The following is a 14,528-nucleotide window of genomic DNA, read 5'->3' on the forward strand; positions in this document are numbered from 1 at the left end:
CTGTTACTGTTCCGTGTGATTTAATTTGGGCGGTTGATTATCAATATCTGACGTAAAACCCCGTTCATCAATCACCTCGACCCAATCCGGTATAATGGGCGTACGGCAGTAATAAGTGGCATTACGATCGCGTATTTTGATTCGTTCAAATTCGGGGGTTTGCGGATCGTCATACAACTCAGGATCGCCAGAGCGATTTAATTTTTTAAAACGCTCATGTTCAACTGACGTATCATGTGACCAAGGTTTAGGATAGCCTAAGGTGGCAAAAATGCGATTACCAATAAAAGAGTAAACACCACCGATTAATAAAAAAATGATAGTTGTAAAAACAAAAAATAAAAAAACAGTGACAGCAGTGAATAATGCAAAATAGTAAAAAAAATCGTCACTAAAATTTGTGAATAACAAAATTAAGTAGATTAGATAAATAAATAAAGAAAATGCACCCGCTATAAAAGCTGAATATTTTAACGCAAGCAAAGTTGACATGCTTACTGAACGAGGAAAATATAAAGCATGGGTTTTCGGTATTCGAACCGCATAAGATTGATAATAGTTATCATCATCACTTTTATCCACGACCATTTCCACATAATCGCCATTTTTAAATCTAATATGGATTAATTTGCCTTCGACAAATTTACGCCCGACATAGCAACTAAATTTTTTGCCTTCTAAGGTAATGCTGCCCAATGACAGCGTGGTCAATAACGCGGCCGCCACGCCAAACGCCCCGGTAATTAGCGATCCTATCATGGCGATTAAGCCGACATTATTATCCGAACCTAGCTCTTTTGGGTCATCAATGATTTGTAGCTGGCTGACCGTGCCTTTTAAAATGCGATACCGTTTAGCCATACTGTTACTGTTCCGTGTGATTTAATTTGGGTAGTGGGTTATCCATATCTGGCATAAAACCCCGTTCATCAATCACCTCGACCCAATCCGGTATAATGGGTGTTCGGCAGTAATAAGTGGCATTGCGATCATGTATTTTGATGCGTTCAAATTCGGGGGTTTGTGGATCGTCATACAGCTCAGGATCGCCCGAGCGGTTTAATTTTTTAAAACGCAAATGTTCATCTAACGTGTCATGTAACCAAGGTTTAGGGTAGCCTAATGTGGCAAAAATGCGATTACCAATAAAAGAATAACGACCACCGGTTAATAAAAAAAACATAATTGTTAAAACGAAAAACAAAAAAACAGTGGCAGCAGTAAATAAAGTAAAATAATAAAAAGAATCGTCATTTAAATCTGTTAATATCAAAATTAAGTAGATTAGATAAATTAAAAAAGAAAATGCACCTGCTATTATGGCTGAATATTTTAAACGAAGAAAAGTAGGTGTATCTACTGCGTGAGGAAAATATAAGGCATGAGCTTTGGGGATTCTGACCGCATACGATTGGTAATATTGATCATCAATTTTATCCACGACCATTTCAATATAATCGCCATTTTTAAAACCAACGTGGGTTAATTTGCCTTCGACAAATTTTCGCCCCACATAGCAACTAAAATGTTTTCCTTGCAAGGTAATGCTGCCCACTGACAGCGTGGTCAATAAGGCGGCCGCCACGCCAAACGCCCCGGTAATCAACGCCCCTATCATGGCGATTAAGCCGACATTATTTGACCCTAGCTCTTTTGGGTCATCAATGATTTGTAGCTGGCTGACCGTGCCTTTTAAAATGCGATACTGTTTTGCCATACTGTTACTATTCCGTGTGATTTAATTTGGGCGGTTGATCATCAATATCTGACGTAAAACCCCGCTCATCAATCACCTCGACCCAATCCGGTATAATGGGCGTTCGGCAATAATAAGTGGCATTACGATCATGTATTTTGATTCGTTCAAATTCGGGGGTTTGTGGATCGTCATAAAGCTCAGGATCGCCCGAGCGGTTTAATTTTTTAAAACGCAAATGTTCATCTAACGTTTCATGTAACCAAGGTTTAGGATAGCCTAAGGTGGCAAAAATACGATTACCGATAAAAGAGTAACGACCACCCGTTAAGAAAAAAAGCATAATCAAAATAGCAGAAAAACCAATAAGAGTGGATATAGTAAAAATAGCCAAATTGAAAAAAAAATCTTCATTTAAATCAGTTAAAAGCATAATAAAGAAAAATAAATAAGCTAATAAACTTAATACACCAGCGACTATTGCTGAATACTTTAACCGAAGCAAAGTCGGTGTATCCACTGCGTGAGGAAAGTATAAAGCGTGGGTTTTCGGTATTCGAACCGCATACGATTGATACTGGTTATCATCATCGCTTTTATCCACAACCATTTCCACATAATCGCCATTTTTAAAACTAATATGGGTTAATTTTCCTTCGACAAATTTACGCCCGACATAGCAACTAAATTTTTTGCCTTCTAAGGTAATGCTGCCCACTGACAACGTGGTCAATAAGGCGGCCGCCACGCCAAACGCCCCAGTAATTAGCGCCCCTATCATGGCGATTAAGCCAACATTATTCGAGCCTATCTCTTTTGGGTCATCGATAATTTGTAGCTGGCTGACTGTGCCTTTTAAAATGCGATACCGTTTAGACATGTAAAAAACCCCTTTTATGTAAATCTTGTTCGATTAGTGCTAATGCTTCGTCAACATCAATGGCGTTGGTGTTGTCTTTATTTGCTTGATTGTTATTGGTTTGTGCTTCATCGTCAATATTAAACATTTCTTTTAATACGTCATTTTTAAACGCTGCGCTTTGTTGTTCGGGCAGTTGATAAATTTTTGCTTTATTATGTGGCATTAAATATTTATCGGTACGCAGTGCACAGCGTTTTAACCAGGTTTCAAAGTTATCATCGCTAAAATAATCAATGGTAAAACCAAAGACCATAAGTGCCAGTCCTATCCAACCCGCTGATCGCATCAAGACTAACCGTGCAGCCGCAATCGAAGCCACTTCTTTAACACCGACACGGTGTCCTACAAATTTAAGAATACTTAACATTGTTTTCGAGGTTAAAAAATTTCGACACCAAACAAAATGATGAGATGCACCCACCAATACACTAGCTAAGCCTATTGAGAATAAAGAAAATCCATCTAAAGCAAATAAAATTTTTAAAAATATACTGTCACTTTCTCTTAATTTATAATAATCTATTGGAATCAGACAAAAAGATGCTATCCCCCCTAATACCCCTGATAAAGCTTTACCTAGACCAAAAAATACATTCTGCGTTCCTTTAGACACGGCGGTGATCATTGCCATAAGTTCAACCGAAGCCGCCGCTAAGGCAAAACCGGCTGATGTTTTTAAATTACTGTAAAACTCATCCTTTTCTAGATTAGGATTGGTTTTACTGATCGAATTAAAGTTATATAGTTCGAACATGGCAACTACGGCTGACATGCGCATCGATTTAAGTGACCTTGACAGGGTTTTTGATATCCCTGGGTCGGCATCGCTGGCTTTAAAAATAAAATGAAACACTTTGTTGGCTTTATCTTGTGACAACGTGCGATTAAACAAAATATTAAGACGCCTATCCAGACTAACAATAGCGTCATTTAATAGTGTTCGGGCTTTGTTCACCGCTCTTCGGGTGGCAAGCTTCCAACGTGGATGATACAGCGGTACGGTTGCTGTGCCAAAATTAGGCCCCGGGTCTAAATTAATCAATCCGGCAATGAGTTGAAATTCTAAATGTAAATAAGTTATCGCCGTTGTTTTTAATACCCCAGCTGTGGTTAATGATAAGGCTTTATAGATTACGGTACTGGCATGGTATAACGAGTTAGCAATGCGGTCAAAAATGGGTTGCAGTAATTTTGTTTGTTTCAGCATTTTTAATTCACCGCCTGTCAACCCTTTGATTTTAAGGGTGATTGGAATGCCCAACAGTTTAACCGAAAACAAGTTTTCTTTTATTAGACCCAATGGATCATTACGTTTAAGTTCGCCCAAGGTCAACAGCACATCATGTACTTTTTTATATCTTAAGGCTATTTTATTAAAAGGTAGGTGTTCAAGCTTTTCCATCAATAGATCAACTGATGTTTCAACAACAGATTTGTTTTCTGGCTTTACGGCTTCGTTCAAGACTTGGTTGATCATGCTTAACATGTCATCATTATGATAAGCAAACATTCGCCATAACATGCCGTTGACGTTGTCATCTGTCGTTTTGGCATAATCCAAATTTGTAAAGGCATCTAAAAAAGCTTTACCCTGTTCACATAATTCTAGCCCTTGAGTCGCATTAGTAATGGTAAATAAAAATATTATGCCTTCGATATTTACTTTTCTAAGTTCTTCTAAATCGTCTGACGTTATTTCATTATGCTTTAGGGCTTCTTGAAGCACGTTTTCAAATGTTTGCTTATATTCTTTGATTTTAGGATGAAAATCTTCGTCCAACTCATAAAGTTTGTTACCGTCAAGATCATGGTAGGCGGTGGAATAAAAATTACTATCTTTAATCCAATTAATCAGCTGTTTTGAACGGCTTTGGTATTTTTTGTCGACTAATTCGAGTAGCTCTTTTTGCCTGTCTTCAAAGGGTTTAGTATTGACTAATTCATCGTATTTTTTTAAAAATTTTTGAGTATCGATTTCGCGTTTTGCTTTTAACGCCGATTCTTGGCTATAAAAGTCTTTAAGGGTGTTTGTATATTTTTGTACTAAATTTGATTGAAGTTCTTTGATTTTTTCCGCTTGACCTGGTCTATGAAGGACTTGCTGCCCCCTTGAAGCATTAAGTGCTTCGCTATTAACATACATGTCATATATAGTCAGTTCAGGATAAGGACTTTTTAGATCTGCAGTACAAAAACTTTCAAACTCGTGAAAATAAGCATAGCTGCCTGCTTTACCATATAGTTCATTACGGATTAATGCTTGCAACCCATTACGGGTATTGGTCATGGGTCTATCAGGGTTGTCGTCTATTTTGCCTGATTTCATGATGCCCTTTATATGATAATATTCTTCAGGTGGAAAAGAATAATCATCGGAAAATTTTTTTAATCCTGCTAAATGTTTTCCATGTTCAATACAGGCTAAGGCTTCATATTCTAGTCGGCGTTCTTGCTGAAATTGTAAAACCCTGACATAAGCGTCGTTATAATAACCATTGAGTTCGGTTGTGACGCCAATCGGATCTTCAATAGCAATAATCATGGGTTTTTTGCTTGGGCTATATTTGGCTAGCGTTTTGGCTAAGTGTTCGCTTGAATCCGATGTTAAACGCCCCCACGGTTCACACGTGCTATTTTTATCTAATAGTGTTTTGTCAAATTGGTATTGTTTGTCACGACTTTGGCTAAAGGTGTCGTGAAATGTTACCCAATTTTGACCATGTTTATTATCTTTACTGAAAATAAGCTGTCGATTTTCATCATAAGGCAGTTGTTCTCTGTCCACGTTAGGATCAAAGTCTAATATACTTTGTATATTGCTTAGGTTAGCAATCGTTGCACTTTCGGCGTTACCTTCCCATTGTGAAATGTCAATCATTTGCATGCGTTGTTCGGGATTGTTTTCGTATTTTTGGATGGTGTTATCCGACCATTTGTATTCACTAAAAGCAAAATAGACTTTGGTTAAGTGTTCAGGATAAGCTAAAGTGATAAACGCATCATGACATGGATTGGATTTTACTTCAGGACAATGATAATCCGAATTTTGTTCTGAGTCAGCAATCGGTTGAGCGTCATAATGTGAAGATTGTTTAATAATATGTCCTTTACTATCAATCGAATAGATTTGCCATTTGCTACCCAGTTTGTCGGGTATGTAAAGGTATAAAAAACCTTCACGTAATGTTCTTACATGATACTGATAACCTTCAGATAAGGGTAAATTGATTACATTTGATGAGTTTGCCCAATGGGGTTGGGTACTTTTTAGGTATTTAGGCACAACGGTGTATCTAACCGGTAATATTGCTATCCCCTGTGTTTGGCATCCACAATTTGATGTTTTATTCGAATCTGTCATACATTTTCTTCCTTATTTTTTAACGCTAATGTTTGCCAATCTTGAGGGCTTATAGCTTGTAATTTTTTTAATATTGAAATATATTCACTTACCGTTGATAAATCTTTAATTTTGTCATCAATGTGTGAGGCGATATCAAAATCTTTCCCAAATTTTAGCGCTAATTTTGCCCACTCCAAATGAAAATCATTATCCTCAATTTTTTTTGCCTTCAAACGGAGCAGACAAGGCATAATAGTTTGTAGATTTTCAATTTCATCTGTATTTTTTTGAGGATTGGTTAATTTGTCTGCTTGGATAAGCATGTTATTAATTCCAATACATTGCAGTTGTTGATACTGTTCATGGGTAATAAGCAGTTCGCCGTTATAGTTAGAATGAATTTCGCCTTCATTTTGGTGAATGTTTAATTCACCCTGCCGATTTAATACTGCCCACATCTCTATAATGCCGAATAACCGGCTTTTTTGAGCAGGATTGAGTAGATGTAACAACTGAAAAAACACAGCTGGATCGTAATAACGTAACAGTATTTTGTTATTTAGTTGTAAGGTCATGTTACTTAGTTGATGTATTATGGATTTGGTTTTTTCTGAACTAAATAACCAAGCACAATATTGTTGACCTCGACCCGATGCAATAGATTGTGGGGTTAATTGTTTTAATGCTTTATCTACCATATAGGTTAATACGGCATGTTCATATTTATCCGTCAGATCAAGTTCAATTAACCATGGATACCTTTTTGATAAAACGGATTGATGATAGATTGGAATCTTATATAAACGAACTCGAAATTGATAATACTGCATAAACGCTTCGTTAATCGGGTTTAAAAAGGGATCCAGTATCACTAAGCAACGGTTTTTATAATCCCGTGAAACATCGATCAGTTGCTTTGCAATATTCATTGCTTGTTCTGATATTGATGTTAAATCAATCGGCGTTTGCCCACACTTTAGCATTTTTACAACATTCCTTTATTTTGATTAATCCAGACTAAAACAACCAGTTTGATCTTTCACTTGTTGCCCTTGTGTTCCCTGACAATCGACAGAATCACTTAACTGACCGGAGTGATTCATGCTATGTGGTGACATTTTTTGCATTGCATTACATTTAAGATAAACGTTATCTGGCGAGCCGAGTTCAATCCCTGCCTTGCTGATTTTAATGTACGAGCCGCCACAAATAAACGTCATGTCTTGCGCTGCGGCAAACTCAACGTTGCTCTCAACACTGTTTATTTGTATATCTTGTTTTGCCGCCAAGGCTATTTGGTCGTTTTGGGCTTGTACATCAATATCATCTTGATTGGCAAACACTTTCATCCCCGATTTTTGTGCCAGTAAGCTAATCGCTTCTGAAGAAGATACGGTAATGTTTTTTAACGCCGTGATATCCGTCTGGTTTGACGTTGTCACCGTTACACTGTTGGCACTGGTAAGCTGGATATTTTCAGGACTGGTTAACGCTATGCCTTGTTGGGCATAAGCAAGTATCCCCGATTGATTCATGTCTTTTAACGAACTTTGTAATTGTTGTTGTGAATCAACATCTGGCGCATGACTTTGTGCTTGTTCCGCCGCATTTTGGAGTGCCTTAGCTATCGATAACGCATTTTCCAGTTCGGCAATTGCCCCTTGCATATCCAGTTGTTTGCCTTGCGCTTTCGGCTCGGTCTGACTGGTCAAATACAATCCTCGATTCGCCGCAATCGCCCCCCATTCATCGGTACGCAGTTCAAACCCTTCCCCCCGTTGCTCTTTGTTATTGTTAACAAGATGCCCGATATTGAGTTGTGTTTTACCGTATTCGGTCGCCAGCTTGATATGCTCTTGCCCCCGTTTGTCATCCATACGTAACTTGTTATTGGTTGGGGTACGAATCACATTACGGTGTTTGTTTATTGTCGTCACATGGTCGGGGTGCGCACTGTCATGCAAAGCATGCGCAATATACGGGCGGTCAGGGTTGCCATTGGTAAAGGCTATGGCAACTTCTGTGCCGTCAATCAGCGGAAAATGGAAGCCATATTGATTGCCGGCATAACTTCGGGCCAGTCTGACCCATAAACTTTCTTCACCACTGCGCCACTGTGCTAAGTCGAAGTTAAACTTGACCCGATAACGACCGTGTATATCAATGTAACCATACGTATCATTGTCAGGACTGGTCACTCTGGCCGGTAGTGTCCCTTTTATTTCCGGAAAAGGTAACACTTGTGGGCGGTAAGGAATTAATACATTAAACGGTATTGCCGTAAATTCGATTCGATAAGGTTGACTGCGGTCTCCCCTGCCCCGTGTGGTTAAGATGATTACGCCGTCTTTAATGTTATCTAAAGGACTGTTTTCGATAAACACCTGTTGACCCGGTGCCAGCGTAAAATCATTACAATATCCATAAATAATCTGTTGGTGGCTGATTGCCTGCTGATGCCGAATTTTGGCATACCATTCCCCACTTTCTACGACATTTTCTTCTTTGTCTTGTCGTCGGTTTTTGTAATGTTCATCGTATCGGTAATCGTTACCATATGTCGTGGTTGAATTGACAGCCGTGTTGGCAGTCGATAGCATGTTATCTTTTGCCTGACGATAATTGTAATCGTTTACTGTGACAGTTTGTAATGTAGTGTGCGTGGTTTGCGATAATGCCCATATGCTGTCACAACTGCGGTCTCCCATTCCGCTTGGGGTCTGGTATAGTATGCTGCCATGTTTGGTAAAGGCTTGTTGTTCATCCCCCAGTACAATCACCCCACAATGATGTTCAGCATGCGTTTCAAAACGTAGCCATATCCCGACATCTGCCAGTAAGCGCAAGATAAAGTTTAAATCACTTTCTTTCCACTGCGTTATCAGCTCTCTTATCGGGTAGGTTTGCATTAATTCTAAGCGGTAGTCTATGCCAGTAAAACCATGTTGGCGTAAGATTGATTCCACCACACTAACAACACTTTGATTTTGATATATGGCACAACCTATATTGTTGTTTAATAAGGCTAATTTAGGTTGTAACACGATTTGATAGCGGGCTTCATCTTTACTGGTCGACAGTAAACTAAACTCGGTTACCACGCCATGAACGGTGCGTGTTGACGGTCGTTTATCCAGTGAACTTATTCCACCAACCAGTGCATTCATTGACGCCGGTAAAAACGAAAACGATGCCGGTTGTTTTAAGATTGCATCGGTTGACAGTGAGCGGTTAGCGGTCGTAAATATAATGGTATATTGCCACAGGTTATCGAGCTGTTCTTGAAGGTCGACCGAATAAATGGAAATATCATCTAATTCGCTGGATTTATCAAGCTTAAGAATGTAACGATTTTGAGAAGTGTCACTACCGTTAAAGGCATTAAGACCGGCAGAAACTAGATTAAGCAAAGACTGATTTGAAATTGACATCCGAGTATTCCTTACAAAGCATATCCCACACAAAATAATGTTTGTAAATATTTATTAAAGTTATTAAATGCAAAAAAAGATTAATGAGTAATCAATAAGTTTATAAATTACCTTTTTTTTAGTGATAAATCAACCAATAAATTAATAATATAGATTAGTGGTTTCATTGGTTGATTACTTAATTTATCAATCAATTTGTACATTGTTATTGTAAATTTACATTAGACGTTAATGTGGTTACTTAGTTAATTTTACTTAATAGTCGTCATTTAATATTTAATTAGGTGAGATATTGGTATTTAATTAAACCTAATTTTTGGGGAAAACTGTGTTTTTAACATTGTGTAGTATCGATGTAATTTGTGGTTTTATTGTCAATGGAGACATATTTAAATACTTTCATACATCGGTTTAGAGATTATGATTGATTATTTTTTGTTAATTCCTTATTGTATTAAATGCGTAAAACTCTAATGTTCAGTAATCTTTTTCAGACGCTATTTACCCACCATTAATTTTGCAATTATGTATAATTCATTTTTAAAGGGGATGTGATATGCCATACAAAACACGCAATGATTTACCTGAATCCGTACGTCATGTACTGCCAGAACATGCTCAAGATATATTTAAAGAGGCATTTAATAGTGCGATTAAGGAATACCAAGATCCGAAAAAACGCCGAGACAATAGTCCGCCTGAGCAAGTTGCCTTTCGTGTTGCTTGGTCGGCAGTTGAAAAGCTTTATCATAAAGATGAAAACGGCAAATGGGTCGCTAAATAATATTATCAATATGATTTGAGTATTAGAACAATACAAAAGCCAACTCTGATAGTTGGCTTATTCATATGTTCAATCTAGTGTGATATTTCGTCAAATCTGAAGCTCTTACTCAGTCAAATAGACTCTTTTATGGTTAATACCGATTTCTATTGTGATGATCAATATATAGTGTGAATTTCTTTTAGCGTTTTGGTTGATATCTGGCAACTATAATTAATTTATTTTCCTCATGTTTTATTTTCTCCTTTCTTGTATTTGCTGTTTTGCTAAACCTGCCATATTGCACTGATATTTTCCTTATCAATACGGAAAATGTTGGTTAGTAATTCTTTATTTTTCCTTTTATACTAAATTTGAATCGTCAATAAACATAGGTGCTTGATTATGAATAATAAAGGTTTACCAAAAGATTTTTTATGGGGAGGAGCCGTTGCTGCTCATCAATTAGAAGGGGCTTGGCAAGCGGGTGGAAAAGGAATAAGTGTTGCCGATGTCATGACCGTTGGTTCGCCAAAAAGTTATCGTAAAATTACCGAAGGAATTATTGAAGGTGAGTATTATCCTAATCATGAAGCCATCGACTTTTATCATCATTATAAAGACGACATTAAACTTTTTGCCGAAATGGGCTTTAAATGTTTTAGAACGTCGATTGCTTGGACACGGATCTTTCCTAAAGGTGATGAGCTTGCGCCAAATGAAGAAGGCTTGAAGTTTTATGATGATCTGTTTGATGAATGTTTAAAATATAATATTGAGCCAGTTGTCACCCTATCTCATTTTGAATTGCCTTATTATTTAGTCACCGAATACGGTGGATTTCGTAATCGAAAATTAATCGATTTTTTCGTTCGTTTTGCCGAAGTGTGTTTTGATCGTTATAAAGATAAAGTCAAATATTGGATGACGTTTAATGAAATTAATAATCAAGCCAACTTTGATGAGGACTTTGCGCCATTTACCAATTCAGGGATTTATTATCAAGCAGGCGATAATCGTGAAGAAATTATGTATCAAGCGGCTCATTATGAGTTAGTTGCCAGTGCTAAAGCCGTGCAAATTGGTCATGCGATCAATCCCGATTTTCAAATCGGTTGTATGATTGCTTTTGTACCTATCTACCCCGAAACCTGTAAGCCGAGTGATATATTAATGGCGCAAAAAGTCATGGAACGTAAATACTTTTTTGCCGATGTGCATGTTCATGGTCAATATCCAAATCATATTATCAAATATTGGCAACATAAAGGCTTTAAGTTAGATGTAACCAGCCAAGATTTAGAGGTACTGGCAAACGGCACCGTCGATTATATTGGCTTTAGTTATTATATGTCCAATGCGATCAGGCATAAAGCTGGCAACGATCGTTATGAATTTAATGAAAAAACCGATTTGATCGGTAATCAATACGTCAAAAAATCGGATTGGGGTTGGCAAATCGATCCTGAAGGATTGCGATACGCATTAAATTGGTTTACAGATATGTATCATTTGCCGTTATTTATCGTGGAAAATGGTTTTGGTGCTTATGACAAAGTCGAGGCTAATGGTGCAGTACATGATCATTATCGTATTGAATATTTGCGTGAACACATTAAGCAAATGAAGCTGGCTGTTTTGCAAGACGGTGTTGACTTAATGGGCTATACCCCTTGGGGCTGTATCGATTTAGTTTCAGCAGGTACGGGCGAAATGGAAAAACGTTATGGTTTTATTTATGTCGATAAGGACAACAAAGGGAATGGCACGTTAAAACGTAGTCGCAAAGATTCATTTGCATGGTACAAAAAAGTGATTGAGTCAAATGGTGAAGTTTTATAAAAATTCTGATTTATAACCCATTTTATGGATAACAACTTTTTAGGAGAAGCTATGAAAAAAGCGTTAATTATTTGTGCTGCGGGTATGTCTTCATCGTTAATGGCAAAAAAAGCAACCGAATATTTTACCAATAAAAATAAGGCGATTTCAGTTGATGCTGTTTCAGCAACCGAAGGCAGTAGTATGATTAAAAATAGTGATTTTTCCCTGTTTTTAATTAGTCCACAAACGATGATGATGTTAGATAAATTCAAAAAATTGGGCGATGAAGTCGGTAAGCCTGTTGTCAGTATTCCTTTTCAAGCTTATATCCCTACCCCTTCGGGGATTGAACAATTAGCAAAATTGATTGAGGAAAATATCCAATAATTTTAGATCATTGCTGTTTTCAGTATTGGGCGCCGTTTTTTGACCGTTTTAGGATCGGCGCCCGGCGATGTTGCTTAGAGTGTGTCTGATTAGCAAACTAAAGCAACCACACTATTCTTTATCTTTTTAGCTGTTATAGGTGTGGATGATAATGATTAAAAATAAACAACGCGATCTTATTAGCCTATTAGTCGGCTCAAAAAATCAGTTTAAAAGCAGTGCGTTGCTGGCAACTGAGTTATCATTATCCGATAGAACTGTTCGTACTTATCTTAACGATTTAAAAGCATTGATTGAATGTAATGGCGCCAAAATTGTCAGTAAACAAGGCTATGGTTATCAATTGCAAATCTTGGATAGAACGGCGTTTAATTCGTTTTTGATTGAACATCATTTATTAGATCGGCATGAAGAACAAGCCAATATACGAGAAGTCTGTCACCGCAAACACTACATTCTTAATCTGCTATTACTGGAATGTCAAAAAATCGATATTGAAGCATTATCCGAACAGTTATTTATTAGTTCATCACAACTCAATAAAGATATGCTGGAAATAAAAACTCAGCTTCAACCTTTTGAACTGACTTTAAAGAAAAATAAACGGCTGTTTTATGTGGACGGTGCAGAAAAAGCCAAACGTCATTTTATTATGAGCTATTTTTTTCATGAAGAATCCATCAACTTTTTGCAGCGTTTAACTTATTTAAATAAGTTTAGTGATGCAATCAGTTTTGACACGTTAACCATTATTATTTTAGATGAGTGTCGTGAAGCAAACATAAAATTGTCCGATGTGATGATGCAAAATATTGTGTTGCATCTTTCTTTAAGCATTAAACGTTTACAATCTGGTCTGACCATTCAAAATCTGGATATGCCAGAAACAACTAAAAGTTCATTGGAATTTCACGTTGCGAAAAAAATAATTCATCGCATTGAGACAGTAATTGGTTTTGCTTTTCCGAAAGAAGAACAGATGTATTTAACCTTGCATTTGATGAGTAAATCTAACTTTATCCAACAAGATTTAGATGCGCAACTGAGCTTAATGTTAACCGATTTATTACTTAAGATTCAGCTTGAAACAGGCTATCAATTTTTGAAAGATGAGCAATTAAAAAATGGCTTGGTTCAACATTTAAAACCGATGTTAGTAAGGTTAGCGCAAAATATCAAACTTGAAAATCCATTACTGAATGAGATCAAAACCTGCTCGCCCGAATTATTTGACTTAGTTAAGCACTATTTTAAACAACTCCCTAATCTAACTAAGTTAACTGTTTCTGATGATGAATGGGGTTATTTAGCCCTGCACTTTTTGGCTTCGGTTGAAAAACTGAAAAATGCGCAAAAAATGAGAGTATTAATTATTTGTGCAACCGGATTGGGTAGCGCTCAACTTTTAAAAAATCGGATCGAGTGTGAATTTGATGAGCGTATTAAAATTATTGATACCCGAGGCTATTATGAAATTGAACCCGACATGTTAAACGAAGTGGATTTTATTATCTCTTCAGTCGATCTTTCTGCCAAAGTCTTTAAAATTCCGGTTTTTCATGTTTCTGTTTTTTTTACTGAAGAAGATGTGCAAAAAATTCGGCGTTATCTTTCTTCACGTCATGTCATAACTTCATCCAATCTGAACACGATATCATCGGCTTATATCGTCAATGAAAAAAGCCATTTGTCCTATCTTGAGCAAGTCGTTGAAGAGGTGACCGCTGATTACTTTTATTATTGCCAATGTCCATTAACGAAAGACGATATTTTAGATCTTTTATTGGAGCGTTTAGCGGTCAATGAAGCCTGTTGTTATAAATCAAAGATGATTAAACAAATGGCTAAACGAATGGCGTTAGGAGATATCTTTTTTAGTCCTAACATTGTGGTACCGCATCCTGCTGTTCCTGTAGGAAGATTATCTAAAATGGGGATTGCGCTGATTCCTCATGGTGTCTATTGGGATAAAAACTACCCTGATATTCGCTTTATTTTTCTTATTTCACCGTCTGTTTATCAAAATCCTTCTTTAGCAATGATGACAAAAGCAATCGTCAATTTGATTGATGATTCAGCGATGCAACACCAGTTATTGCAATGCCAAACTTTTTCCGAATTCAAATCACTGTTTATTAAACTTATAGAAAAGGGAGCGTAAC

At 37.0% G+C, this 14,528-nt stretch carries 10 protein-coding genes; 4 read left to right on the forward strand and 6 right to left on the reverse strand.

The genetic code is table 11. The annotated features are described in order from the left end of the window. Positions 1–3: 3 nt before the first annotated feature. From ACGH47_RS03175 to ACGH47_RS03200, 6 genes are read right to left on the reverse strand one after another with little or no spacing between them, the layout of a single operon-like run. The gene (locus tag ACGH47_RS03175) at positions 4–861 is read right to left on the reverse strand and encodes a putative type VI secretion system effector (RefSeq protein WP_411622717.1); all 858 of its coding nucleotides are present in this window, start codon (positions 859–861) and stop codon (positions 4–6) included. Positions 862–865: 4 nt separating this feature from the next. Continuing rightward, complete coding sequence (locus ACGH47_RS03180) at positions 866–1,717, reverse strand: hypothetical protein (RefSeq protein ID WP_411622718.1); 852 nt, start codon at positions 1,715–1,717, stop codon at positions 866–868. A gap of 7 nt (positions 1,718–1,724) precedes the next feature. Beyond that, positions 1,725–2,576: a hypothetical protein gene (locus tag ACGH47_RS03185; RefSeq protein ID WP_411622719.1), complete on the reverse strand. Its 852-nt coding sequence runs from the start codon at positions 2,574–2,576 to the stop codon at positions 1,725–1,727. Further along, complete coding sequence (locus ACGH47_RS03190; RefSeq protein ID WP_411622720.1) at positions 2,569–5,979, reverse strand: T6SS effector BTH_I2691 family protein; 3,411 nt, start codon at positions 5,977–5,979, stop codon at positions 2,569–2,571. Before ACGH47_RS03190 ends, ACGH47_RS03185 begins: the two co-directional genes overlap by 8 nt. After that, entirely contained in the window at positions 5,976–6,944 is a 969-nt protein-coding gene (locus ACGH47_RS03195) for a DUF4123 domain-containing protein (RefSeq protein WP_411622721.1), read from the reverse strand. Before ACGH47_RS03195 ends, ACGH47_RS03190 begins: the two co-directional genes overlap by 4 nt. A gap of 24 nt (positions 6,945–6,968) precedes the next feature. Then, a complete protein-coding gene (locus ACGH47_RS03200; RefSeq protein ID WP_411622722.1) occupies positions 6,969–9,392 on the reverse strand; it encodes a type VI secretion system Vgr family protein in 2,424 nt (807 codons plus the stop codon). A gap of 556 nt (positions 9,393–9,948) precedes the next feature. Here ACGH47_RS03200 and ACGH47_RS03205 point away from each other — a divergent pair. From ACGH47_RS03205 to ACGH47_RS03220, 4 genes are all read left to right on the forward strand, one after another. Then, complete coding sequence (locus ACGH47_RS03205) at positions 9,949–10,176, forward strand: ChaB family protein (protein ID WP_220216686.1); 228 nt, start codon at positions 9,949–9,951, stop codon at positions 10,174–10,176. A gap of 384 nt (positions 10,177–10,560) precedes the next feature. Then, entirely contained in the window at positions 10,561–11,997 is a 1,437-nt protein-coding gene (locus ACGH47_RS03210) for a 6-phospho-beta-glucosidase (RefSeq protein WP_267359201.1), read from the forward strand. Between the two features lie 51 nt (positions 11,998–12,048). After that, entirely contained in the window at positions 12,049–12,366 is a 318-nt protein-coding gene (locus ACGH47_RS03215) for a PTS cellobiose transporter subunit IIB (RefSeq protein ID WP_411603958.1), read from the forward strand. A gap of 151 nt (positions 12,367–12,517) precedes the next feature. Continuing rightward, positions 12,518–14,527 (forward strand): BglG family transcription antiterminator, encoded by a 2,010-nt coding sequence (locus ACGH47_RS03220; protein ID WP_411622723.1) that lies wholly within the window; start codon positions 12,518–12,520, stop codon positions 14,525–14,527. Position 14,528: the final 1 nt, after the last annotated feature.

Source organism: Gilliamella sp. CG16, assembly GCF_046635785.1.
Taxonomy (GTDB): domain Bacteria; phylum Pseudomonadota; class Gammaproteobacteria; order Enterobacterales; family Orbaceae; genus Gilliamella; species Gilliamella apicola_I.